Genomic DNA, 26,155 nt, shown 5'->3' with positions numbered 1-26,155 from the left:
TCAGCTGTTGGCTTTGCCAAATACCCGTTTCAGCAGGTCGGTAACCCTTGCAGCCGGATCCTGGCGAATGTTTTTCTCTGTTTCTCCTATTTTCAGGAAGAGTCCGTCCAACGCACGTTGAGTCAGGTAAGTACTCAGGTTGGTTTCCACCTTCTGCAGATTTGTCAATTGGCCGACAGCCGAACCGGCTACTTTGTTCCAGCTTCCGGTCAGTTCGTCCCACGACTGTTGGGCGGAGAGGTTACCAACCAGCTTTTTGTCCAGCGAACCTTCAATTTTTGGCTGATATAGTTTGAGCAAGGCGTCGTAATTGGTACGTTTCAAATAGTCGGTAGCAGCATGGTCTCCGCCGGTCAGAATACCTGCCGCATCCTGAATGGTCATCGACCTGATGCTGTTGACCAGGATGGGAGTCGCTTCTTTGGCCGCATCCGATGCCGCCTGGTTGATGCTGGTAATTACCTTATCGACCAATTGTTGTCCGCCGGGCAATTTACCCAGGTTGCTGGTAATCACTTCGGCTTCGGGCGGCAATAAAATCTTAACGGCCAGGTCGTTTAAATAACCGTTATTGACGGCCAGGTGCGATACGGAACTGTCAACGCCAACAGTTAACGCCTGCTTTAATCCGGCAATAATTTCGGTTTGCGATAAAGGCAGGGAATCATTGTAAATGGATTTGGCGACTTGTTGCATCTCAGCACAACCTGAAAACAACCATGCGGAAAGGACAGAAACAGCTATAATACGTTTCATAATTTTTTTGATGGCAAGATACAAGAAAAATAGTTTGACGCCTTAAAAAATCAGGCAAAAATATTCTGAATATAAATTCAGAGCTATATATTTAACAAAGAAAAATTTGATCCTTATTTTAGCGTATTCCTCATCTTTTCACCCGGTAATAAAGCAGACTATGACAGAGCATGACAATCAAATAAACCAACTCCGTGACCAGCTGGAATTACTTTTGAGAAAACAAAACGACTTTTCGAGAGAGATTGATCAGCTGCGAGTTGAAATAAACCGGCTAAAACCGGCGGAAGAAACGAAAGCGGAGAAATCTGTAATCCCGGTTGAACCGACCAGGCCACACGAAAAGGAAGCAGAAGCTGACGTCGCCGTAAAACAACCGTTAATAACCGGCAAGGCAACCTACCGCCCCACAACGGTGAGCAAAACGCCAAAAATAAAATCGGACCTGGAAAAATTTATCGGGGAAAATCTGATCAATAAAATCGGAATTATCATTACCGTTATTGGCGTTGCCATTGGCGTCAAGTACTCCATCGAACACAACCTGCTCAGCCCGTTGACCCGGATTATTCTGGCTTACCTGGTTGGAGCAGGGCTACTGGTTTTCGGATTAAAGCTCAGGGAGAAATATGAAAACTTCAGCGCTGTCCTGGTAAGCGGCGCTATGGCCATCATGTACTTTATTACCTATTCGGCCTGCGCCGTTTATGATTTGATTCCGCAAGTCCCGGCCTTTGTGATGATGGTCATTTTCACCGTATTTACCGTTACGGCTGCCATCGTTTACAACAGGCAGGTGATTGCCCACATCGGCCTGGTTGGCGCTTATGCCATTCCCTTTTTGCTGAGCGAAGATTCGGGAAGAGTGACCGTCCTTTTCAGCTATATGACCTTAATCAATGCCGGAATTCTTGTTCTTTCATTAAAAAAATACTGGAAACCATTGTACTATTCATCCTTCGGATTTACCTGGCTCATCTATATCCTGTGGTATGTAACAAAATACCAAACCAGCGAACACTTCGGCCCTGCGCTGACATTCGTGTCCCTGTTTTTTATCACCTTCTACACGATCTTTCTGGCCTACAAACTGATTAAAAAAGAAACATTTAAAACCAGCGACATCCTGCTTTTGCTGTCCAATTCATTTATCTTTTACACCATTGGCTATTCGGCGCTCAACCGCCACCCCGCCGGAGAAGATCTACTGGGTTTGTTCACGCTTGTCAATGCACTCATTCATTTGATCGTTGGCGCAGTGATATACCGGCAGAAACTTCCCGATAAAAATTTGTTCTTTTTGGTGGCCGGTTTGGTATTGGTATTTATCACAATCGCCATTCCGGTGCAGTTGGACGGGAACCAGGTAACGCTTTTATGGGCTGGCGAAGCGGCTTTGTTGTTCGGGATCGGCCGGACGAAGAATGCCCCCGTTTATGAAAAGCTGTCATATCCGTTAATGCTTTTGGTTCTTTTCAGTATCATCCACGACTGGGCAACCGGGTATGGCGGCTACGATGGTGCAAACCCGGGAACAAAAATAACCCCCTTGCTCAATATTCATTTTCTTTCTTCGATGCTGGTTACAGGAGCTTTCGCCTTTATCAATATCCTCCATCGCCATAAAAATTATCCGTCGCCATTAACGCCCCGGAAAGAGTTTTCGAAAATGGTTTCAATTGCACTCCCCGCCATTTTCATTTTTACGCTCTATTATTCATTCCGGATAGAAATTTCGAACTACTGGAACCAATTGTATACCGACTCTTTTCTGACCATTGATACCGGGGATCAGCAGAATTATTACCGAAACCATGATCTGGAAAGCTTTAAAACAATCTGGGTGATCAACTATTCGCTGCTCTTCGTATCGGTTCTTTCATTTTTTAACATCAAAAAGTTAAGAGATGAAAAGTCTGGATACATCAACCTTGGGCTAAATGTATTGGCCATCATCATTTTTTTAACGCAAGGGCTTTATATCCTGAGCGAATTACGCGAAAGCTATTTGACGCAAAGTCTGTCTGAATATTATCCGCGAGGTGTTTTCAACATCGGAATCAGGTACCTGTCGGGAGGCTTCGTGATACTGACACTTGCGGCTTGTTATCAATACATTCGCACCGATTTTATCAGGCAGGATTTCAGGACCGCCTTCGATTTTTTGTTATACGGCACATTATTGTGGATAGCAAGCAGCGAAATCATCAACTGGATGGATCTGGCAGGATCAACACAATCCTATAAACTCGGATTAAGCATCGGGTGGGGTACCTACTCCCTGCTGCTGGTTGTTTTAGGAATCTGGAGAAAGAAAAAGCATTTAAGAGTCGGCGCGATGGCGTTGTTTGGAGTGACGCTGGTAAAACTTTTTTTCTACGACATTGCTCACCTCGATACCCTGGCAAAAACGATTGTGTTTGTTTCGTTGGGCATCCTTCTTTTAATTATCTCGTTTTTATATAACAAATACAAACACATTATTTCCGATGAAATATTGGTGTAACCGGTCTCCGGATAACAAATGCAATGTCAATAACGCCGGATAAGAACTCTCTGAATCGCGAACCCGGGTTTCCCGGGCTGTCGCGATTCCGTTTGATCGCCGGAGTCGTAACCGGGCTGCTTTATTCAGTTGCCCTGTATTCGCTCTTGTACCTGACGCGGGAAACATTCAGGATACTTTCTGTTGACGAATACTATGATCTCTGGATCCTGGCAGACCAGGAAGTTGCCTTTTACAATTTGATCTTTGCATTCATTGCCTTCATTATGGGTCAATCTGTCTGCTTTACGTTTTGGATTGATCGACCGCAAAGAATGTTCGGGAAAGAGAATCGCCGAAAGACAGCGATCGTGAATGATCAACGGGTTTTAAACTGGTATTTCCTAAGCTGGTTTTCGAAATTGGCGGTTGTATTCGGCATCATGTTCGGCTTAGCTTTTCATGACGGGTACCTTTATTTTAACGTGAGTTTTGGATATAAACAGCTATTAGTTAATAACTTATGATAGTTCAATAGAGATTGTATTTAAAAAAATGGGAGCTTTTAAGTGCAAAACATAAAACAAAGCTCCCATGACAGAAAATTTGGAACTAAAATTAATTGAAATTTTTTGTTGTGCCGATGATTTCTGCCAACAATTTGAGAAAGAAATAGAGCATAAATTAATACCCGTGGTATTGCAAAACAAAAAATCCAAAGTCCCCTGCGGGTTATCAATGAGTGAGATGATGGCCGTTGGAATGTTTTACCATTTACAGGGGAGCAAATGTTTCAAATATTATTACAGGTACTTTGTAGAGGTACACCTGAAAGGCTATTTTCCAGGCTTGCCTTCCTACAACCGTTTTGTCCAACTCAAACCCAGGATGCTGCTATACCTTTTTTGTTTTTTGCTGGCCTGCAGGATGGGGGCAGTTACCGGAACTTATTACATTGATTCGGCCAAACTGGTGGTTTGCCATAACCTGCGGATACATTCGCACAAGGTTTTTAAAGGGCTGGCCAAAAGGGGGAAGACCTCGACAGGTTGGTTTTTTGGCTTGAAACTGCATTTGGCCATCAACCAGTTTGGGGAGATTGTTTCCTTCATTATAACCCCCGGAAATGTGGCGGACAACAACCTTGAATTGGGCGTCAAGCTATGTAAAGGTCTGTGCGGAAAGCTTTTCGGGGACAAAGGCTACATTAGTGAAAAGCTCCGGGAAGCATTGGCAAGACAAGGGCTCCTGTTGATTACAAAAACCAAAAAGAACATGAAAAATAAGTTAATGTTTTTCGAAGACAAGAGGTGGCTGCAAAGCCGGGGGGTGATCGAATCGGTCATCGATCTGCTAAAGCATATCTGTGATATAGAGCATTCAAGACACAGAAGCCCGGTAAATGCGATGGTCAATGTCCTGGCAGGCCTTGCTGCATACTCGTTCCTTGACCATAAACCATCGGTTAAAAATAAGAATATAAGGTTCCGGGAGTATTTATTCCTGAACTGTTTACCATTAGTCGCTTAACCCAAAACTCACGTTATTTTAGTTTTTATCCCGATTACAATCCTATTTTCATTCTCATAATCGCCGTTTTATTTTTTCAGACCTGGAATACCATCCGGGTGACTTTTAAGAAAAAAAGCCTAAAATGGTTTTTTACGTCCATGATCATCGTGTCTGCCTGTTCATTTGGTCTGTCAAAAATCAACCTGATTGATTACAAGACAATAAACAATCACATTCTGCAAAAAAACATTCACCACAACTACCTGCTTGAATTACCGGAATCCCCGATTTATGAGAGACCCGCAAAGCTTTCGTTAATCGAAAAAATTTACCTTGTCGAAAGGAAGGATCCGAAACAAGACACCGGACCTGTAATTGTGGCGGATACCCGGGAAATAGCCTTTGAAGATATCCCAAAAAAAATCGACGAATGGCAATCGGAAAGAGATGAAGTGGACATTCCGTTTATGATCTGCCAGTTATATATTCATAAAACCGTTAAAATGGATTTCGTCAATCAGGTAAAAGATCAACTGTTAAAAGCGGGCGTAGTCCGGATTGCCTACGCAGTTATCCCTCAGGAACCGGAATACAGCGACGGAGTCTGTCAAAAAGGCCTGTACTTTTCAAGCCGGATACAGAACCCGGATTCTGAAGCATTTGACCTGAACGCAAAGTATGGCGAACGAATCAAACATCAAAACATCATCGAACTAAGAATCGCCGATTCAGACGACTGCTTAGTTAATGATTCGCTGGTTTCACCTGAACTTCTAAGATCGACAATCGGGGAATTAATCCGGACCAAATCGGATTTGTATCTTGCCGGATTAGTGTTCGTAAGACCTTTTCCTTAATTTAAGGTTTTTGCTCTTCGAGCCCATGTTCTGTCATTTTCCAGAATTTACCCACCATATCTCCATCCCAGGTGTTGGATACATTCTCGATATCATAAATAATCTTCACCATACCTTCGTCCAGGAAAACAGACTTTCCTTCCGGAACTTTCACCGTAATATCAAGTTCCTGGTCCAACCACCGTTTCCCTTCACCAAGAGTGTAATACGGGTCGAAAAATACAACAGAATCTTTCTGTGTGATCTGGTATACAATCTCTTCCACGTGGTCTCTGGCAGCTTCGACGCTGCTTCCGCGCGATTTTTTGCGGATCAGTATAACAAACTCGTTGGCATTCCCTTTCTCAATATCCAGCCGGGGACTTCCCAACAAAATCGATTCGCCGTTTTCCGACAGCACCTTCATCCGTTGCAGGTCTATCTTGCTTTGATAATTGGTTTTATAGTGGTCTTCGCCAAGTTTCAGATAAAGGGTTTCGCAATTTTGGCAATCGATCACCTGGCTTTCACTAACAGTTGTCCGCTTGCTGTACTCCTTTACCTGGCCCACGGAAACGCTGATCACAACAATCAGCGCCACCAGCCAGACTGCCAGCCCACTCAAAAATATCAGCTTGTTATTTGATTTATAATTGAAAACGATTTTGGTGCCGATGTACAGAATCGCCAGAAGCGGTATTCCGATCAGAAATGCAACCGCGATCATAATGATGGTAAATGACCCGGGAGAGATAAAATAATTGGCGATCTCAGGCATCGAAAACTCGGGACCCCAATGCCCGAACCAGGGAGCCGTACTGAATACAGAGTGTCCGACAACCATAGACGTCATAAAACCAACCAATCCAAGAAAACCGATCAGGATCAGGACCGCGCCAAACAATACCGTTACAACCCTTAACAATACTTTGAAGACATCCCCCACGAAGTCGCCAAAACGGGACATCCGGTTATAACCCTTTTCATACGCGGGAGAATGCATAAACTTATTATAACTTTCCTCCATATCTTTCATTTCTTCCCGAAACGATTTCTGGATATTGGAAACAGTTGCTTCTTCACCCTTCATTTCGAGGCGTTGCGCGGTGGTCTTTGCCTTGGGCACGGCAATCCACAACACGAGGTAAACCAACAACGAAGCTCCTACCCCAAGAAAAAGAATCAATACAAATAATACCCGGAGAATAACCGGATCAATGTTGAAGTAGGCCCCCAGACCGGAACAAACACCGCCAAAAACCCGGCTGTCAGGATCGCGGTACAAACGGCGGCGAATTTTTTTCGCCGGGGCGGCAGCCGCTTCGTCAGCCTTCGGTTCCTCTGCTTCCGGGTCCATAAAGTCTTCAGGTTTTCCCATTCGGGAAATGATCTCATCCACCCATGAGTCGTTTATAACATCTTGCCCTTCTCCCATTTTTTCAAGAAATAATTCGGCAATACGGGATTCAATATCCTGCAGAATCTCAACACCTTCTTCCATCTGGCTGAAGTGGCGGTTCAGCATTTGCAGATATCCGCGAAGTTTTTCATAGGCATCCTCGTCGATATGAAAAATGCTCCCGCTTATATTTATTGTAAATGTCTTTTTCATGGTCGTGTTATTTTGTGCATTTGCGTTTTTTATTCCCGTTGATTTTTATGATTTTCTGGATTTAATGGTATCCACCGCCTCAACCAACTCATCCCACGATCCTCCCAGTTCGGTCAGAAACTGTTTCCCTTCATCTGTCAGTTCGTAATATTTGCGCGGAGGCCCCTGAGTCGATTCTTCCCAGCGATACCCCAGGAGTCCGTCATTTTTCAGCCGGGTCAACAAGGGATAAAGGGTACCTTCAACAACAATCATCTTTGAGTGTCTCAATTCATCGATGATGTCGCTGGCATAAAGAGGCTTCCCATCCAGTACCAATAAGATACAGTATTCCAAAACCCCTTTACGCATCTGTGCTTTTGTATTTTCAATCTTCATAACATTCCCCTTTCATAGTCTGTAAATTTCAGCAATTTCCACCTCGCAAGCAAACGACTTTACAGGGTCCAGAAACTATTATCACACATCCAGTCCTCCAGCTTAAGTTCGTCGTCTTTTTCAACTGTAAAGCGATTGCTAAAATACGATTCATCCGTCATCCAGCCTTCCAGGTCCAGGGCATCATCGGTGGCCACATCGTAAAAAGTATTGTGGACGCCAAAATAGGCTTCGTTTGTCATCCAGTTTTCCACTTCGAGCGATTCTTCGCTTGTCTCTTCGAAATTGAATGATTCAGCTTTGGCCGGCAAACTGGTATCCATAACACCGGAAGCATTCGACAAATCGGCTTCGGTTTCATGAACCATTAACATGGCCATTTTGCCAAAGCTATTGTAGGTTAACAGTTGCTTCCATAATCCCTGGGCGCTCACTGTAAAACTCAGTAATACGACACTCACGATGACGGCTGCACCTTTTAACACGAAATTGGATACCTGATTGTTTTTTCTTCCCTGTTTGTTGTTCATTGTTTTCATGACTTTGTCTCCTGTTTGTTTTTTGTTTCTGTTTTCTGTTTTCTGTTGCTTAATTGTTTTCTGTTCGCTTCGAGAGCTTGTTTGTTTTCTGTTTTCGTTTTTAAGACGACTGATTTTTGCTTTCGTTACATTTATATAGAACTTTTTTTAAACTATTTCTATTCTTTACCCTGAATTAGGCAATACAAATATACAAACATTAAATGGAACTATGCAATGCATAGTAGTGTATTTTTTAAAAATATTGCAAAACATTTTTATATACTACTCATTAACAGTCGATTAATAACTAAATTTTTTGGAATTATTTTCAGACGAATGATCAGAAAGGCAATTAATGACAACCAGACAAAACAATGCCTTCTCGTTTTCACACTGCTCGGGCTATAATTAGATCAGAAGTGCTTGCAAAAAATATAAAGACGGTCTCCGCAAAGATTTTTTTAACCCGATATGAAAAGGATCACAAAAAAGAGCTTATTCCGGGACAACGGAATAAGCTCTTTTTAACAGGTTATAGGCAATCGTATCAGAATGTCAGCTTAATTCCAAGCAACATTCCCCAAGTTGACGAAGTACTAACATCATCGACAAATCGTGCATTTTCTTCGAAAGCTTCAATGCTTGCAGCATTCAACTGGTAAACGGGCTGACCGTTCTGAAAGCCGGCAACTTTCAACAACTGAATGTTATCATAGCCATTGGTAATCCCAAAGTTTTTATAAGCGCCCCAATCTTTATTAATCAAGTTACCCACATTCAGAATATCCAGCGTGATTTGTAAGGTTCCTCTTCGGGAACTTCCAAAATCATTAAAAATTTCCTGTGCAAATTTGAAATCGAAACGGTTCAACCACGGCTCAACTTTCCCGAAACGTTCTGCATATCTGCCTTTTCGTCCACTCAGGTAGTCATCATTCTCTACAAAATTCCAGAACGCCTCACGTTGGATAGTTGCCGTTACCAAGCTCTCTCCACTACCGAGATCTGCAAACTGAATATCATTTTTATCTTTCGGAATATAGATTAAATCAGACGTATTGCCATCGCCGTTCAAATCATTTGAATAAGTGAATGACATGCGTCCCTGATTGCTTCCGGAATAAAATAAAGTAAACGTAGATGCCAGATGGTTAATGTATTCAACACGATAAGATACCGAACCAACTACCCGGTGAGGCAGGTTGAATCCGGAATAACTGAGTCCCGGATCATTCAGGCTGTTTACAGCCGTATTACTCGACCATGCAGAGTTTGCCGAAGATCCCGGATTTGTTGTCAGGTCTTTTGCTCCGCTATAAGTATATGCAAGCATGCCTGAAAGTCCGTTTTCGAATTTCTTGGTCAATTGTGTCATAATTGAATATTGATATCCCTCGTCGGCATTATCAAGTACCATCGCATTTGAAACACCACTGTTAATCCGGTAATCAGAACTTAAATTATTGGCAAACGCCAGATAAGAACCATCTGTCGGAAGCGTGCGCCAGCTATCCCGGTTATCACTGCCTGAGAAATTCCCGGAATGCTCTTTTTCTTTTTCATTAATGTTTTTCTGCACAATGGCCTGAATATCTTTCGAGTACATGACTTCTCCCGTAAAAGTCATATTCCAGGGTAACTGGTAATCAAACCCAATTGTTGACCGCCATACTTTCGGCAGCTTAAAATCGGGAGAAACGACATTGATCGTTCCGGGAGCATTATCTTGCGGTGTGTTGGGGAACAAATTCGGATGTGCCTCCACCTGCGCTCTCCAATCTTTTTCAAACGAAAAATTAGCCAATGTTGCGGCATTGGTAATTTCAACAGTATTCTGAATTACACCTGAGTTGGTTGGCTGATTGGTGTACCAGACAAATGGCAACAAGCCGGAAAAGATACCGGTACCCCCACGCAAAATCATGGAATGATCGCCTTTTATATCCCAGTTAAATCCGGCACGTGGCAAAACAACCACTTTGGGTGAAGGCCACTCGGAAACATCAATCTTCTGATCATTGGCAAATGTAAGGGCGCTGATACCGTCATTCCCTTCCAGATCATCAAAATAAAACGGACGCTCAAAACGGATACCTCCGGTTAATCTGAGATTTTCATTCACCATAAACTCATCCTGGACATAAACAGCTCCCAAACCAAATTTGAGTTCGGCGCCAGGAGCATCGTTTCCGTGATAGCCATAGGTTAAACCAAATGCTGCCGGAGCATCGTCATTCAGGAAAGCATCCATAGATGCGTAACGATAATAACTCAGGGCATAACGTAAATAAGAGTTTTTAAAATAAAGACGATCAAATGAAATACCACCGGTGACAACATGCTTGCCCAAATTGAACGTTATATTATTGGTGGCATTGAATGTATTGTTTACCACATCATTATTATAGGTAAACAACTCATACCCAAAACTCATATACTGATTGCCGTCTTTATAAATATCAACAAATGGAAACAAACTGCTGTTACTTCCACGTGTATCCTGAATATGCGTGTAGCTCAGAAGTAATTTATTGGAGATAGCCGGACTGAACTTGCTGTTGAGTTCTCCTGTAATTGAGCGAACAATATTGGTAAAATTATAGTTTGAGTTTGAAAAAGCCATCGAGGTTAAACCAATCCGGGCAGCGCCTCTTGGATTAGGCGCACTATTTGTGTTTACGGGTTGATCATTGGTAGACTTTACATCGTTGTAACGTACCGTAAATTTATGATCCCGGTTAATGTTCCAGTCGACACGAGCCATCAGCTTATGGTTTTTGCTCTCAAATTTTCCAAAATTTTCATAGGCACCGGCATCATATTCGTATTCATTCAGCAAATGGTTTTTAACAGTTTGCAAATCGCTGGTTGTTGTCCGGGATATTTTCAATTCCGAACTGGCATCCGATCCATCAGTTTTACTGGCACGCCATTCAATTCCGGGAAACTCTTCTTTTTCCAGTTCTCCGTTCACAAAGAAGAACAACTTATTTTTAATGATCGGAGCGCCAATACTCAATCCGTAAGTATTCTGAGATCTTTCCCGTGCGTTGGGCACGATGTATTTACCCACCTTCTCTCCGGTAAATGACTCCGGACGCAGATAGGTATATGCCGATACTTTCAGCTGATTATCCCCGCTTTTGGTGATTGCGTTGATACTGGCTCCTGTAAAGTTCGATTGCCGGATATCAAAAGGAGAAACATTTACCGAAATTTCGTCAATGGCGTCCAACGAAATTGGCTGGGCGTCTCCTCCCGGGAGATTCTTTGAGCTAAGACCAAAATTGTTATTAAATGCAGCGCCATCTATCGTAATATTATTATATCGTCCGTCGCGACCGGCAAAACTATTCCCGCTTCCTGCATAAGGCGAAACCCGGGTAAAGTCATTGATACTTCGCGAAATCGTTGGCATCGTTTGAATCTGCCGGGAAGAAATATTTGTACTGGTTCCCGTTTTTTCAACCGCCCTGGCTGCTGTAACAACAACATCTTCCAAGTCGATACTCGATTCTGTAAGTCCTGAATTTAAGGAATAATTGTCACCCAAACTTAAGTTGACCCCGGTATAAGTAGCCGTTAAATAACCAATAAAGGATATATTTACCGTATAAGGTCCTCCGGGGCGCATACCCTGGATGATATACCGTCCCTCACTATTAGTAATCGTACCATACTGTGTGCCCGAAGGCTGGTGTACCGCAACAACGGTAGCTCCCGGAAGTTTTCCTCCGCTTGTTTCAGTGACGATTCCACTAATACTTGAAGTGGTCACCTGCGAAAAAACAGGCATAAATGAAATAAGCAGAAAAACCAGTAAAGCGTAATTTTTCAGTTTTGTTTTCATAAAACAGATTGATTTAAATTTTCAACAAATAACATCATCTTATATTTTGCAAAAATTAATCTTTTTTAACCTTTACGTTAAGGAACAGGCAGATCCGCTGAAATATCCCTGTATTCCATTGTTTCAGATTTTAGAAAGAATTTAATGCTAAAATATTTCTGTCATAAAACAACAGGTCAATTGTTTTATCCGGTTATTTTAACCTGAATAATTCACAAAAACGAAGAAAAGCTCACGAAAATTAAAGATAAATTACTATCTTACAGCGTCTTACAACCGTATTTCCATGAGCTCTTCAGAAAATAAAATTACCGAAAAAACTCTGGACAAGCAAACAGACGTTGCAATTTGCCAGGGAAAACTCTTCGATTTACAACCAATTGACAATAAGCGTATTGAGGTAAGTTTTACTGCATCTGAGATTTCTTCAGATGGTGGTTTGCTGTTGGTCAAAGATATCGAGAGCCGGATTGGCATCATCAAGTCGCTGGTTACTTGTATTGAGGACACCCGGCATCAAAGCTATGTTGACCACTCTTTGGAAGAGATTGCTGCACAGCGGGTATATCAGATTGTTGCTGGATATGAAGATGCCAATGATTGCAATACCTTGCGCGATGACACGATCCTGAAAATGAGTGTTGGACGTTTGCCCATGACAGGGAATGCCTTGGCATCTCAATCAACTATGACCCGTTTTGAGAACACCCCAAGAGCCAGTGAACTGTACAACATCGCGTATGCCTTTGCCAATAAGTTTATTGAATCCTACCCTTCGGAACCTCCTGTGATTATTATCGATTGCGATGACACCAACATTGATACCCACGGGGGGCAGCAGTTAACCCTGTTCAATAACTATTACGGAGAGTATTGCTACATGCCCCTTCACATTTATGAAGGCTTGTCGGGAAAACTGATTACCACCATACTCAAACCAGGCAGGCGCAGCAAAAGTGCCAATGTTTTTGGGATACTCAAAAGGCTTGTTGCCCATTTGCGCAAATCGTGGAAAAATACGGTGATCATTGTTCGGGGCGACAGCCACTTTTGCAGCAAAGAGTTGATGGACTGGTGCGTTGGACAACCCAATATCCATTTTATAACTGGCTTGACCGGAAACAGCGTATTGAATTCGAGTGTTGAAACTCTTGTAAAGAGTTGCGAAAATGAATTTGCCAGATATGCCAAACCCATAAAGCGTTATCACTCATTTGGCTACAAAGCGGGTAGTTGGGAAAACCAGCAACGCGTGATTGTTAAAATCGAAGTGACAAGCAAAGGATCCAATATTCGTTTTATTGTAACCGACCTTTGGGAATACCGGACAAAGGCACTTTACGAACAAGGGTACTGCGGACGGGGCAGGATGGAACTCAATATCAAAGACCACAAAAACTACCTGCAATCAGGCCGGATGTCGTGCAATAGCTTTTATGCCAATCAGTTCAGGTTATTCTTGCATTCAGCCGCTTATGTGCTGATGCACTCGTTGCAGGAGAACATGCTAAAAACAAAGGGGTTGGCAGCTGTTACGATGAAGACATTACGTGAAAGGTTCATTAAAATTGCTGCCCAGGTTAGACAAATGAAGACAAAAATAAAAGTGGAATTTCCAGCTTCATGCCCGCAAGCCAAACTGCTTGAGAATTACTTCCTCGAAATCGGACAGTTGCGCCGTTAGCAACAACCCAACTATATTCAAAAATACATATTAATCAGGCACTTGCAAAGCACAAGATAAAATACCTATGTTCTGTGAAGAAAATACACACAATTTTTGGTCTAAAACTAAACAGGCCAACCTCTAAAATGACCAATCGAAAACAATCGCAGACAACAAATTTTCTTTTCAGCATATGGGTTATTAAATCCCACGGCTGAAAAAATCAAATATTCACCTTTTTAAAGTTTATGAATTATTCAGGTTAAAAGAATAATAATTTACAACTCTTATTTTATTAAATCCATTTATTTTCAAAGAAGTTGTCCACAATCTATTCACACCTTTCAATACACCATTTCTCTTAGCCGAATAGCTGTATCCCTGTCAACCAATTTCGTCCTGTTTTTACTAAAACGTACAAACAGGTTTGGAAATCATGATTATTTTTTTGATTTTTGCACACCTACCAGTACCAACCAGTTAGGCAGTAAATCTAAACTAATCACATCATGAAAAACAATTGGTATTTATTCCTTACATTGCTAATTACCGCCTTTGCGGCCTGCACCAGCAAGTACGCAAATGTTCCGTTCGAAGAAATGGATCCCAAACCCTGGGAAGACCCCACCATTTACCAGATTAACAGAGAAGCGCCAAGAGCCACTTTTGTGCCCTGTGCGACCACCGAACAGGCGCTGACTGATGAGATCTGGTCGTCATCATTTATCCAGTCCTTAAACGGAACCTGGAAATTCCATCTGGCACAAAACCCGGGCGAACGCCCTTACTGGTTTTTCAAGGATGATTATGACATCAGGGACTGGTCTGACATCGAAGTTCCTTCAAACTGGGAAACATCGGGTTTCGACTACCCCATTTATACCAATGTAAAATATCCGCACGCCAAAACTCCGCCCCTCATCCAGGAGCATTATAACCCGGTAGGTTCTTATAAACGGACATTTACGGTCCCCCCAACCTGGTCGGACAAGGAGATTTTCCTGCATTTCGGAGCTGCCAGCTCTTGCTTAAATATTTGGGTCAATGAGCAATACGTCGGGTACAGCGAAGACAGCAAAACACCCGCCGAATTTAATGTCACTAAATACCTGAAAAAAGGAAAAAACACCCTGGCAGTCGAAATCCACCGGTGGAGCGACGCCAGTTACCTGGAAGATCAGGATTTCTGGAGACTGAGCGGCATTACACGCGACAGCTACCTGATGGCCCGCGAAAAACAAAATATCCGCGATTTCAAACTGGTTGCCGGATTGGATGAAGCCTATACCAACGGCACATTTGCGCTGGATGTTGAACTGGTGAACTTCGACACGCAAACAATGGTAACGATTGATGCAGAGTTATTTGACGAAGATAAAAGCATGAAGAAATTCAGCCAGGAAGTTGACCTGCTGGAAAAAGCGAACATCACCCTCTACGACATGATTCCGGATATCAAACACTGGACGGCAGAAACTCCCAATCTGTATCAATTACTTATCACGCTAAAAAATGCAAGTGGCGAAATCATCGAAGTGATTCGCCAGGATGTTGGTTTCCGCGTAGTTGAAATCAAAGACAAACAACTGATGGTAAACGGCAGACCCATTAGTGTAAAAGGGGTAAACCTGCATGAACACCACGACGTGAAAGGCCACGTTGTCGATCAGGAAACCATGCTGAAGGATATCCTGACTATGAAATCGCATAATATTAACACCGTGCGTACCTCACACTATCCCCAGCCGGAGTTATGGTACAAACTATGCAATATTTACGGTTTGTATGTGATTAACGAAGCAAACGTCGAATCGCACGGCATGGGATACGGACCCGAATCGCTGGCAAAAGATCCGCTATGGAAAGATGCCCACCTGTACCGCACCGAAAATATGTACCAACGCGACAAAAACCAGCCTTCTGTTATCATCTGGTCGCTGGGCAACGAAGCCGGCAACGGAATTAACTTCGAAGCAACCTACCAATACCTGAAAGATATTGACGGCACACGCCCGGTTCAGTACGAACAGGCACACGGCGGAGCAAACACCGACATCAATTGCCCCATGTATGCCACCATCGAACACATGGAACGCTATGCCAAAAGCAATCCGGAGAAACCGCTCATTCAGTGCGAATATGCCCATGCGATGGGCAACAGCGTGGGCAATCTTCAGGATTACTGGGATTTAATTGAACGTTACGATATTCTGCAGGGCGGATGTATCTGGGACTGGGTTGACCAGGGCCTGCTAACTACCAATGAAGATGGTGAAGCGTTCTGGGCTTATGGAGGAGATTTCGGGCCCGACACCGTTCCATCCGACGGGAACTTCTGCCTGAACGGCCTGGTTGACCCCGACCGGGGAGTTAAACCCCATCTGCTGGAAGTGAAAAAAGTTTATCAGAACATTGGATTCGTCGCCATCGACCTGAAAAAAGGCCAGGTTGAAATAAAAAATAAACACGGATTCACCAACCTTTCGAATTACGACATCAGCTGGACCATTACCGCCGAAGGCACGATTTTAAAAGAAGGTAAACTGGAAGGATTTGAACTTGCGCCGGGCGAAAGCCGCCAGGTGCAAGCCGACATCGCACTTACTGCCGAACCGGGCGTTGAATATTTCCTCAACTTCTCGGCAAAAACAAAAAAACAGGAAGGCCTGATCGCTGCCGGCACAGAGTTGGCTGCTGAACAAATGAAGCTCCCGGTGTATACGCCCATCGTAAAAACCAATGTCCAATCGTTCCCCGAACTAAAAACTTCGGAAACCGACAGCGAAATCAGCATTTCGGGCGAAGGATTTCAACTGGTTTTTGATAAAACCGCGGGCGTACTGAAAAGCTTCAAATCAGGCGACACAGAATTGTTAATTTCGGGCCCTGTGCCAAACTTCTGGCGCGCCCCGATTGATAATGATTACGGCAATAACTTACATAAACGCAGCCGGGTTTGGAGAAAAGCCGGCGAACAGCGTAAAGTGACCAACGCCGTCCTGAACCTGATGGCATCCAACAAAGCAACCATCAGCTTCACGTTCGACCTGTTTGACGAGCAGGGAGAGAAAATAGCCGATTACCGCTCAATTTATACTGTTTTTGGAAACGGAGACATTCAGGTTGCCAATAAATTTAACATGGCCAAAACCGAGCTGCCCGAAATCCCGCTGTTCGGCATGAACCTGGTGATGCCCCGCCGGTTCGGCCAAATGAGCTGGCTGGGCCGCGGCCCGCACGAATCGTACCAGGACCGAAAAACCAGCGCCTTCGTCGGACTTTATTCCGGAACAGTAGCCGACCAGTACTGGGCCTACCTGCGTCCTCAGGAAAACGGAAATAAAACCGATGTCCGCTGGATGACGATAACCGATGACAACGGGACCGGGCTCCTGTTTGTCGGGGAACCACTTCTGGAAGTAAGCGCTCACCACAACATCATGGAAGATTTTGAATCGCCTGAGCGGACCGACGGCCGCCATGAAGACGGCATCAGACCGGTTCAGCGTCACACCACCGATGTAAAACCGCGCGACCTGACTTCGGTCAACATCAATTACAAACAAATGGGCGTTGGCGGCGACAACAGCTGGGGCGCCTGGACACACGATCAGTACCGGCTGACCGACAAACAATACAGTTATTCGTTCCGCATGAAAGCAATCAGCGGAAACGATAAACCGGCACAACTGGCAAAACAACTACTTTATTCATACTAACTCACTCCCGAATCCCCGGCAGAGCAATTTGCCGGGGATTTTTCTGCCACGTAAATCCCAAACAAAAACGACCTTTGTTTTCCTCCAACAACCTCGTTAACAGAATACAATGCTTTGAGTTTCGAATTTATCCAAGAGTCTGCCGGAGAAAACAATTCAGACAAACATGTGTTTTTCTTAAAAGGAATTTATAATTTTGCGGTCAGCTTTTTCAGGAATAAACAGAATGCAGATGGAAAGAGAACAGGTTCAGGTTATGTTGGAAGAAAACGGGTACCTTGTTGAGCAGGTTGACCCGACAGTTAAGCTGAAAGACGAAATAAACCGCTTGAGGAAAGAAAAGAATGCTGTCATCCTGAGTCATTATTACGTTGATGCGGAATTGCAGGATATAGCCGATTTTGTTGGCGACAGCCTGCAGCTTGCCCAGGCAGCGGCCAGCACCGAAGCCGATCTGATTGTTTTTGTGGGCGTTCACTTTATGGCCGAAACCGCCAAAATCATCAATCCCTCGAAAAAAGTAATTTTGCCCGACCTGAAAGCCGGTTGTTCCCTGGCCGAATCTGCTCCGATTGAAAAATTCCGCGAATTTAAGGCGAAGTATCCCGATCATAAGGTTATTTCGTACATTAACTGCACGGCCGACCTGAAAACGGAAACAGATGTGGTATGCACATCGTCGAATGCAGCGAAGATTATTGAAAGCTTTCCTGCGGATGAAAAATTGATTTTTGCACCGGATAAAAACCTGGGAAACTACCTCAACAGCCTGACTGGCCGCAATATGGTATTATGGGATGGAGCCTGTATGGTACACGAACAATATTCGGTCGAAAAAATCATCAACCTGATGGACGAATACCCGGATGCCGAATTTATTGCACACCCCGAGTGCGAAGGTCCGGTACTTCTATTAGCCAAACACATTGGCTCAACCTCATCGCTGTTGAATTACGTGCAGCAAAGCGCCGCCCAAAAATTTATTGTAGCCACTGAAAGCGGTATCCTGCACCAAATGAAAAAAGTCTGTCCTGATAAAGTTTTCATACCCGCCCCATCCAATGATTCCACCTGTGCATGCAACGACTGTTCGTACATGAAATTAAACAGCCTGCAAAAGCTGTACATCTGCATGAAATACGAACTGCCTGAAATTCAGTTGCCGGCAGAGGTGATTGACCTGGCGAAGAAGCCAATCCTTCGTATGATGGAAATTTCGAAGTAAACTGTTCTTTAAACGGCAATAAGTTTCTATGTGTGAACGAATTAAACTGGCCGAAAGCATAAAGCGGCCAGTCCCGGGAAACCCGTGTTTATAAACAATTATTTGTTAATTAGTTTTTGAGCAAGGCATCCAAAGCGAGCTTTCGATTTCTTAACTTCGTAATAATCCTAAAAACAAGTTCTCATGCCGTACAGAAGGTTGCCAAACACAGATCAGGCCAGGATGCGGGCGATTGAGACCGCTCTGGAAAAAGGGAAGCGGAAAGCGCTGAGCGAATTGGCTTTCAGTCAGCAAAGCCTGGAGAAACTACAGTTTTTTTATCCCCGGTTTTCAGCAGCCATTCGCAATCTGAATGCAGCAAAACAAAATCAGTTCGATAAATCAAAAGAATACAGCGATATTTTCAGGAGAGCAAAACTCTACCTATCCCATTTTGTACAGGTCTTAACCTTTGCAATCATCCGGGAAGAAATAAAACCGGAGGTACGTAAATTTTATGACCTGGATGCAGACTCTCAAAAAATACCTGTTCTGAATCTGGAAAAAGATGTCATCGAATGGGGCGAAAAAATCATCAAAGGAGAACAACAAAGGTGCATGAATGGCGGCAGCCCGATTTACAGCCCGTCTATCGCCCTGGTAAAAGTCCATTACGAATCATTCATCGATGCCTATCGCCACCAGAAAATGCTCCAAAATATTACCAATCGGGCTTCCAGTCAAATGACGACTTTACGCGATGATGCCGACGCCTTGATTCAGCATGTATGGAATGAGGTAGAGGAAAAGTTCAGCGCGTTACCCGATGACCTAAAACGGGAAAAATGCACAGACTACGGGGTAATCTACATATATCGCCCATCTGAACTGAAAAAAATGCAGGCGGAAAAATATCAGATAAACCTCTTTTAAATTGGGCTGAAAGATTGATTTTATGCTGAGCGGTTTGGGGCCATATTCAAAGTTTTCATCCAAACGAGCAATACAATCGTAAACAGCAAACTGATCAGGGCAATCAGCCACATGGTTGGTGCGGAGGCGCCAAATTCATAATTGGCAATTTTCTCCACGTCTTCCTGTCCCTTTGTTCCGGCATATAGAGCCAAAACACCCAGCGCATTATTCACAAAATGGCAAAGTACCGGTAACCATAGCGATCGGCTGTAAACCAAAATATAGCCAAACAAAGCGCCTAACAACATGCGCGGAATAAAGCCGTAAAACTGCATGTGCAGACTGCTGAACAGGATCGCGGAAATCCAGATCCCCCAATGATAATTACGGGTCATGTTGGTAAAAATTTTCTGGATTACACCCCTGAACAAGAATTCCTCACCCACCGCCGGAATAACAGCAATCATCACCAAATTGAACAGCAAACCGCCTGTTGTTTCCACCCGGATAAAACGGTCAATCAAACTCTCGGCCTGATCTTCCATGCCACGCATCCATTTTTCAAGATCTGAAAGAAAAGCCGGGAAAGACATCTCGCTGTTTAACTGCCCCATGTAACTCACAAAAGGGCCAAATACCAGCAAAATCCAGACCGCATGGAGGGCAGGTTTCCACAAAACCGGCCGATCCAGATGCAAATAAGCAGCCATGTTCCCCTCCAGCAACCAGGCGATGACAAGCGGCGGAATAACAAAAAGCCCGAGCGATTGCGTTACCTGAAAATACTTCAGAATGACAATCGTCTGCGGATCATCCAGATTACCGCCGGTAAGGGAAGCAAGCATCTCATTCAAACCAAAAACAGGAACGGCGATCAGAAGGGAAATCACAAACAAAATCAGAAAACAAATCACAACGACAAAAGCAGTCAGAACAAACTGAGGCCAGGGTTTCATCCCCCGAAAAGCGGTAAATGCCATGTTATTTCAATTTTGAAAACTCAAATATAAGCCTTTCTGCGCGTTCGCGAAACAAATATCCAATCAAGTGCCGAAAGTACCTTAACTTTTCAGAAAGCATCCGTTCAAACCAAAAATTGGAATTCCCGAAACCAGGCAAACTGTTATCTTTGTGCAGTAAAATACTGAATAACCGTGAAAATTGGAACGATAGAACTGGGAAAGATGCCGCTTTTTCTGGCGCCGATGGAAGATGTCACCTACAAATCATTTCGCTACATGTGCAAAAAATATGGAGCCGATGTGATGTACACGGAGTTTGTTTCGTCGGAGGCATTGATTCGTGATGTAAAAAAAACGAAGCAAAAAATGCACCTGTTTGATTTCGACCGACCGGTAGCAATCCAAATTTACGGGCACGACATTCAGTCGATGGTCCATGCAGCCCAAGTGACCGAAGAAGCCCAACCCGATTTTATCGACATCAACTACGGCTGCCCGATGAAAAAGATTATCGCCAAAGGCGCGGGGGCGGGCATGTTGCAGGACCTGGACAAAATGCAACGGATGACCGCCGAAATTGTAAAAGCCGTTTCGGTTCCGGTAACAGCCAAAACCCGGCTTGGCTGGGACGAGAATTCAAAAGTGGTGGTCGAAGCCGCTGAACGCTTGCAGGATGCCGGAGTGGCGGCCCTGGCCATTCACGGGCGAACCCGGAAACAATTGTATACCGGCGAAGCCGACTGGAGCCTGATTGCAGCCGTGAAAAATAATCCGCGCATGACCATTCCCATTATTGGTAACGGCGACATAAACGGGCCGCTAAAAGCTGCCGCTTTTCTGGAACAAAGCGGCGTGGATGCCCTCATGATCGGGCGCGGAGCCATCGGCCGGCCCTGGATATTCAGAGAAATAAAACATTACCTGAAAACCGGGGAGATGCTTCCCGCTCCTGCTGTTGGCGAGATCGTTCAAAATGTGCTCGACCAACTGCACATGTCCATTGAATGGAAAGACAATGTCAGGTCGGGTATTTTAATGATGCGCCGGCATTTCGCCAAATATTTTCCGGGTTTACCCAACTTCAGAAACCACCGGATTAAACTGTTACAGGCTACTGAAATGGAAGAAGTAGAGCAAATTATGGCCGAAATAATTGAACACTATGGTAACATACGGGTTGATTATACCGATATGAGTTTAAAATGAATCAAAGCGAATACAAAAAATATTATTCGGAACGATCATTCAGTGAAAAACTGAAAAAGTATGCAAAATCAGCCGGCACCCAGGTTGTGTATGCTGCCCTGCTCCTGTATTTTTTGATGAAAGACGGGCAAACTCCACTAAAAATAAAATTGATGATTGCCGGTGCGCTGGGTTACTTTATTCTGCCGGCGGATGCCATTCCCGACATCACTCCCCTGCTTGGATTCAGCGATGACTTGGGCGTGCTGATTTTCGTTCTGACACAAATCAGAGGAAACATAACACCGGAGATCAGGGAGAGAGCCCGCACGCAACTTTTAAGCTGGTTTAACCAAATCAATGAAACGGAGATTGAAAAACTGGATCATAAAATCTTTCAATGATGACCGGCATGAACAGTTGGCATTGTTATTGGCAAACAATAAACAGAAATGATACCACCATGAAACAATTCATATACATCGTAGCAATCGGGATCACGGCGCTGCTGTTCTGCGAAACCGAAACATCAGCGCAGATTGTTGTGCCCGAAAAGCCCGTTCCGCCAGCCAATTTTATGGATACTCCACCCAAACCAGGTCACAATTATGTGTTGGTTCCTGTTCAAATAATAAGGGCGTTTATCGAGCTTCTATCAAAACGCCAAATCAGTTAAAGTCATCCCGAATTTATTTCTGAATCTGCTTATCAGGGCAGGGTTATCCCGAACTTATTTCGGGATAACCCTGCCACTGTGTTCTGATACAAGCTCTCTTACTTTTATAGTTGTTCAAAGAAGTCGTTCCCTTTATCATCAACAATAATGAAGGCCGGGAAGTTTTCTACCTGTATTTTGCGAACAGCTTCCATTCCCAGCTCTTGAAAGTCGACTACTTCAACCGACTTAATGCTTTCTTTGGCCAAAATAGCTGCTGGTCCACCGATTGAACCCAGGTAGAAACCACCATGTTTTTTACAGGCTTCGGTGACTTGTTTTGACCGGTTGCCTTTAGCCACCATCACCATCGATCCGCCCAGGCTCTGAAACAGGTCGACGTACGAATCCATACGTCCGGCAGTCGTTGGGCCAAAGCTTCCCGATGCCATCCCTTTCGGTGTTTTTGCCGGGCCGGCATAATATACCGGGTGATTTTTAAAGTATTCGGGCATCGGCTTGCCTTGGTCAATCATTTCTTTGATTTGCGCGTGGGCAATATCGCGTGCTACAATCAGGGTTCCGCGCAGGTTTAACCGGGTTTTAACCGGGTATTTCGACAATTCTGCTAAAACTTCATCCATCGGACGATCCAGGTCGATATCAACCGGCGCTGCCAGTTCGGGCGCCCGTTCGGGCATGAACTTACGCGGATTCTTCTCTAACTGTTCAACAAAAATACCTTCTTCAGTAATCTTTGCTTTAATATTCCGGTCGGCGCTGCAACTAACTCCCAAACCAACCGGACAGGAAGCAGCATGCCGCGGTAAGCGAATGACACGGACATCGTGCACGAAATATTTTCCTCCAAACTGGGCGCCAACACCACTTTCCTGACAGATTTTCAACACTTTTTCTTCCCATTCCAAATCACGGAATGCTTGTCCGCCATCGTTCCCTTCGGTGGGTAAATGATCGAAATAACCGGCAGACGCTTTTTTAACGACGGCCAGGGTCGATTCGGCCGATGTTCCGCCAATTACCAGGGCCAGGTGATACGGAGGACAAGCGGACGTACCGATATCTTTAATTTTTTCCTTTACAAATTTGGTCAGGTTTTCTTCGGTCAACAAGGCTTTCGTTTGCTGGTAAAGGAACGTTTTGTTTGCTGAACCGCCTCCTTTTGTAATAAAAAGAAACTCGTATTGATTTCCTTCTTCTGCATAAATATCAATCTGCGCAGGCAGGTTCGATCCGGTATTTTTCTCATCCAGCATCGTGAGCGGAACGACCTGTGAATAACGCAGGTTACGTTCCTTGTAGATATCGTAAACGCCCTTCGATAAGTGCAGGGCATCGTTGCTGCCTGTCCACACATTCTCTCCTTTTTTACCAATAACAATGGCTGTTCCGGTATCCTGGCAGGTTGGCAACTCGCCTTCGGCCGCAACTACCTGGTTAATCAGCATGGTGTGCGCCACAAAGCGGTCGTTATCCGTTGCTTCCGGATCATCCAGAATACTCCTCACTTTTTCCAGATGGGAAGAACGGAGGTAGAAAGAGACATCGGCAATGGCTTCCCGGGCCAGCAATTCCAACCCCTCCGGGTCAATCTTCAGGACTTTGCGTCCATCAACCTCTATGGTCGAAACATAATCTTTAGTCAGCAACCGGTATTCGGTTGTATCTTTTTTAATGGGAAATGGCTTTTGATAGAAAAATTCAGACATATTATCATTATTAGTTTTTGAGTTTCGGGTTTCAACGAAAACAAAGATAGGCATAAACGGCTAAATGACCTTTTTGCTAAGCGGAATTTTGCCCGGCAAACTGAATTCTTCACAAAGGATTTACACCGCCGGAGAACAGAACAGGTAATCATCAACATACCCCTTATAGGCGACCATTAGCTGGCACAAAAGTTCGTTTTCAATGCTAAACCGGTTCCCTTCAACAGCAAAAACAGGCAACACACCAATTGAAGTTCCGGTCAGAAAAACGGCTTCGTACCGGTTTAATTCATCGACCTGAATAACCGTTTCCACCAATTCAGCATGCATCCGCCCGATACAGTCGATCACTTTCATCCGGGTGATTCCCAGTAATACCTGCGATGCCGGCGGCGTATAAAACCTTCCTTCTTTAATGAAAAACACATTCGAACGGCTCCCTTCGGTGACCAAACCACGCTGATCAACCAACAGCACCTCGTAGAGTTGCCTTTCGGCAATGAGTTGATTGGCGCGTTCCCGTACCGGGGGCAAAACCACTTTGGCCTGCGGATTCACGCGCACGGCATGAAACAATCCGACCGGTACGCCTTGCTGATAATCAAGGCCCGACGGGTATTGATGAGGAATAAACGCGTAACGGATCGTGTTTCGCGTATCCTGCTGAAACAAGTCGAGCCGGATATTCCCTTCGTTCAACTTATTTTCTTTGATCAACCGAACCAGCCGGTTATAAAACAGATTTTTCGTTTCAAGGGTTTCGATCCCCGAAAGCTTGCAGGACGTTATAAACCGGGCAAAATGGTCTTCCCAAAACAGGGGTTTTCCGCCGATCACGCGTAAAACTTCGTAGACCTGTTTTTTCACCCCTTCGGGTGGTTTCATTTTTTCAACAGGTGTCAAGCTATCGTTCTCGAGGTAAAACATTTCCATAACTTTTGCGTTACTCATTCGTAACATGTTAACAAACAAAATCTTCGGATAAACCAAATATGGCTTGATCTGAATTTTGTTCCCGAAACCGAAATTAACGATTTACGCCGAAGTATTTATACGAACGAAGTTCTGTTTTGTCTGATTTTAGCAGTGGGTTATGAAAATTTGTTTGCAGGTAGTCATACAATTAATCATATTATGCCAATCCAAATGAAGAGTTCCTTAAAAATCACCCTCATCTATCTATCTGTTAGCTTTCTATGGATTTTGTTTTCCGACAGATTTGTACAAACCTTCACCTCCGACATCATTTACCTGTCAAAACTGCAAACTTACAAAGGATGGTTTTTTATTTTCATCACCTCTGTTTTTTTGTTTTTACTGATCGATAACGAGCTCCGACGAAAGAATAGAGTTCAGGACGAGCTCCGGAAAGCAAAAATCAAAGCGGAAGAATCGGACCGGTTGAAAACGGCTTTCCTGTCGAACATGTCTCACGAAATACGGACACCCTTAAACGGAATCCTCGGATTCAGCAACCTGTTGTGCGAGGAGGAATTACCACCCGAAACAAAACAACAGTACATTGCACTGATTAACCGGAACAACCAGATGCTTTTAAAAATTATCAATGACATCATAGAGATTTCCAAAATACAGGAGAACATGATTTCCGTCAATATAAAACAGACCAATCTGTATGAATTGATCGATAATTTGTACCGGTCGTACCTGACGTCCGGTTCTGTTTTACAGGAAAAAAACCTCGAATTCAGGTTTCTGAACGAAACGGAACAAAAACCCTTTTTTATTGAAACCGACCCGGATCGTCTGAATCAGATTCTGGCTAATTTAATTGAGAACGCCATCAAATATACCGAACAAGGCTCGGTTAGCATCGGCTTCCGATCCTCCCCCGACCAGGTAAGCATTTTTGTACAGGACACCGGTTCGGGAATTCCGAAGGACAGACATACCCTGATATTTGAACGTTTTAAACAAAGCCTGGATGCGACCATCACCCGTAACGGTTTTGGTCTGGGACTGTCAATCTGCAAAGGGCTGGCCGAAGCATTGAACGGCCGGATTGAATTGGAATCTGAAGTCGGAAAAGGGAGTACGTTTACCCTGGTCTTACCTTGCAGCGAAAAAATAACCGACTCCTGACCGTTGTCAACTAATGCCAGGAACGAAAGCCTCTCTCAAACTTTTTTTCTGACCGACGACAACCGT

General features: G+C 44.1%; 20 protein-coding genes. 12 read left to right on the top strand and 8 right to left on the bottom strand.

Translation table 11 applies throughout. The features are described from left to right. Nucleotides 1–756: a DUF4197 domain-containing protein gene (locus AC6H3C_RS07320; protein ID WP_497520068.1), complete on the bottom strand. Its 756-nt coding sequence runs from the start codon at nucleotides 754–756 to the stop codon at nucleotides 1–3. A gap of 160 nt (nucleotides 757–916) precedes the next feature. On the opposite strand from AC6H3C_RS07320, the gene AC6H3C_RS07315 reads away from it, so the two are divergent. From AC6H3C_RS07315 to AC6H3C_RS07300, 4 genes are all read left to right on the top strand, one after another. Further along, nucleotides 917–3,262 (top strand): DUF2339 domain-containing protein, encoded by a 2,346-nt coding sequence (locus AC6H3C_RS07315; RefSeq protein ID WP_497520067.1) that lies wholly within the window; start codon nucleotides 917–919, stop codon nucleotides 3,260–3,262. Between the two features lie 23 nt (nucleotides 3,263–3,285). Then, nucleotides 3,286–3,768 carry a hypothetical protein gene (locus AC6H3C_RS07310; protein WP_497520066.1) on the top strand — a complete coding sequence of 161 codons (483 nt, stop codon included), beginning with the start codon at nucleotides 3,286–3,288 and terminating at the stop codon, nucleotides 3,766–3,768. 67 nt (nucleotides 3,769–3,835) lie between these two features. Beyond that, a complete protein-coding gene (locus tag AC6H3C_RS07305; RefSeq protein WP_497518786.1) occupies nucleotides 3,836–4,771 on the top strand; it encodes an IS982 family transposase in 936 nt (311 codons plus the stop codon). A 140-nt stretch (nucleotides 4,772–4,911) separates the two neighbouring features. Further along, nucleotides 4,912–5,610, top strand: a complete 699-nt coding sequence (locus tag AC6H3C_RS07300; RefSeq protein WP_497520065.1) for a hypothetical protein — start codon at nucleotides 4,912–4,914, stop codon at nucleotides 5,608–5,610. 1 nt (nucleotide 5,611) lies between these two features. On the opposite strand, the gene AC6H3C_RS07295 is transcribed toward AC6H3C_RS07300, so the two are convergent. The 4 genes from AC6H3C_RS07295 to AC6H3C_RS07280 all read right to left on the bottom strand — a co-directional run bounded on the left by AC6H3C_RS07295 (nucleotide 5,612) and on the right by AC6H3C_RS07280 (nucleotide 11,950). Continuing rightward, complete coding sequence (locus AC6H3C_RS07295) at nucleotides 5,612–7,201, bottom strand: PspC domain-containing protein (RefSeq protein ID WP_497520063.1); 1,590 nt, start codon at nucleotides 7,199–7,201, stop codon at nucleotides 5,612–5,614. Nucleotides 7,202–7,246: 45 nt separating this feature from the next. Next, nucleotides 7,247–7,579 (bottom strand): PadR family transcriptional regulator, encoded by a 333-nt coding sequence (locus tag AC6H3C_RS07290; RefSeq protein WP_497520062.1) that lies wholly within the window; start codon nucleotides 7,577–7,579, stop codon nucleotides 7,247–7,249. Between the two features lie 59 nt (nucleotides 7,580–7,638). After that, nucleotides 7,639–8,118, bottom strand: a complete 480-nt coding sequence (locus AC6H3C_RS07285; protein WP_497520060.1) for a hypothetical protein — start codon at nucleotides 8,116–8,118, stop codon at nucleotides 7,639–7,641. A 529-nt stretch (nucleotides 8,119–8,647) separates the two neighbouring features. Further along, nucleotides 8,648–11,950 carry a TonB-dependent receptor gene (locus AC6H3C_RS07280; RefSeq protein ID WP_497520059.1) on the bottom strand — a complete coding sequence of 1,101 codons (3,303 nt, stop codon included), beginning with the start codon at nucleotides 11,948–11,950 and terminating at the stop codon, nucleotides 8,648–8,650. Nucleotides 11,951–12,236: 286 nt separating this feature from the next. Here AC6H3C_RS07280 and AC6H3C_RS07275 point away from each other — a divergent pair, with 286 nt between their 5' ends. The 4 genes from AC6H3C_RS07275 (at nucleotide 12,237) to AC6H3C_RS07260 (ending at nucleotide 19,472) form a co-directional block, all read left to right on the top strand. Further along, the gene (locus AC6H3C_RS07275; RefSeq protein WP_497515887.1) at nucleotides 12,237–13,634 is read left to right on the top strand and encodes an IS1380 family transposase; all 1,398 of its coding nucleotides are present in this window, start codon (nucleotides 12,237–12,239) and stop codon (nucleotides 13,632–13,634) included. Between the two features lie 491 nt (nucleotides 13,635–14,125). After that, on the top strand, nucleotides 14,126–17,335 hold the full coding sequence (gene lacZ, locus AC6H3C_RS07270) for a beta-galactosidase, LacZ type (RefSeq protein WP_497520058.1): 3,210 nt from the start codon (nucleotides 14,126–14,128) through the stop codon (nucleotides 17,333–17,335). A gap of 232 nt (nucleotides 17,336–17,567) precedes the next feature. Beyond that, a complete protein-coding gene (gene nadA, locus AC6H3C_RS07265; protein ID WP_497520056.1) occupies nucleotides 17,568–18,560 on the top strand; it encodes a quinolinate synthase NadA in 993 nt (330 codons plus the stop codon). 183 nt (nucleotides 18,561–18,743) lie between these two features. After that, the gene (locus AC6H3C_RS07260; RefSeq protein WP_497520055.1) at nucleotides 18,744–19,472 is read left to right on the top strand and encodes a hypothetical protein; all 729 of its coding nucleotides are present in this window, start codon (nucleotides 18,744–18,746) and stop codon (nucleotides 19,470–19,472) included. 20 nt (nucleotides 19,473–19,492) lie between these two features. Here the strand turns inward: AC6H3C_RS07260 and AC6H3C_RS07255 are convergent, their stop codons facing one another. Next, the gene (locus tag AC6H3C_RS07255) at nucleotides 19,493–20,434 is read right to left on the bottom strand and encodes a CPBP family intramembrane glutamic endopeptidase (RefSeq protein WP_497520054.1); all 942 of its coding nucleotides are present in this window, start codon (nucleotides 20,432–20,434) and stop codon (nucleotides 19,493–19,495) included. Nucleotides 20,435–20,608: 174 nt separating this feature from the next. On the opposite strand from AC6H3C_RS07255, the gene dusB reads away from it, so the two are divergent. The 3 genes from dusB to AC6H3C_RS07240 are packed head-to-tail and all read left to right on the top strand — an operon-like array spanning nucleotide 20,609 to nucleotide 22,277. Then, a complete protein-coding gene (gene dusB / locus AC6H3C_RS07250; protein WP_497520053.1) occupies nucleotides 20,609–21,622 on the top strand; it encodes a tRNA dihydrouridine synthase DusB in 1,014 nt (337 codons plus the stop codon). Then, the gene (locus tag AC6H3C_RS07245; protein WP_497520052.1) at nucleotides 21,619–22,005 is read left to right on the top strand and encodes a YkvA family protein; all 387 of its coding nucleotides are present in this window, start codon (nucleotides 21,619–21,621) and stop codon (nucleotides 22,003–22,005) included. Before dusB ends, AC6H3C_RS07245 begins: the two co-directional genes overlap by 4 nt. A gap of 59 nt (nucleotides 22,006–22,064) precedes the next feature. After that, nucleotides 22,065–22,277, top strand: a complete 213-nt coding sequence (locus AC6H3C_RS07240) for a hypothetical protein (protein WP_497520051.1) — start codon at nucleotides 22,065–22,067, stop codon at nucleotides 22,275–22,277. Nucleotides 22,278–22,381: 104 nt separating this feature from the next. Here the strand turns inward: AC6H3C_RS07240 and AC6H3C_RS07235 are convergent, their stop codons facing one another. Together AC6H3C_RS07235 and AC6H3C_RS07230 are read right to left on the bottom strand one after the other, a co-directional pair. Next, nucleotides 22,382–23,986, bottom strand: coding sequence for a fumarate hydratase (locus tag AC6H3C_RS07235; RefSeq protein ID WP_497520050.1), 1,605 nt, complete (start codon nucleotides 23,984–23,986; stop codon nucleotides 22,382–22,384). A 120-nt stretch (nucleotides 23,987–24,106) separates the two neighbouring features. After that, nucleotides 24,107–24,937, bottom strand: coding sequence for an aminotransferase class IV (locus AC6H3C_RS07230; protein WP_497520049.1), 831 nt, complete (start codon nucleotides 24,935–24,937; stop codon nucleotides 24,107–24,109). Nucleotides 24,938–25,132: 195 nt separating this feature from the next. On the opposite strand from AC6H3C_RS07230, the gene AC6H3C_RS07225 reads away from it, so the two are divergent. After that, complete coding sequence (locus AC6H3C_RS07225; protein ID WP_497520048.1) at nucleotides 25,133–26,089, top strand: sensor histidine kinase; 957 nt, start codon at nucleotides 25,133–25,135, stop codon at nucleotides 26,087–26,089. Nucleotides 26,090–26,155 lie beyond the last annotated feature (66 nt).

The sequence above is a fragment of the Gaoshiqia sp. US2 genome (assembly GCF_059705485.1).
This window is presented reverse-complemented; position numbering and strand designations above follow the sequence as displayed.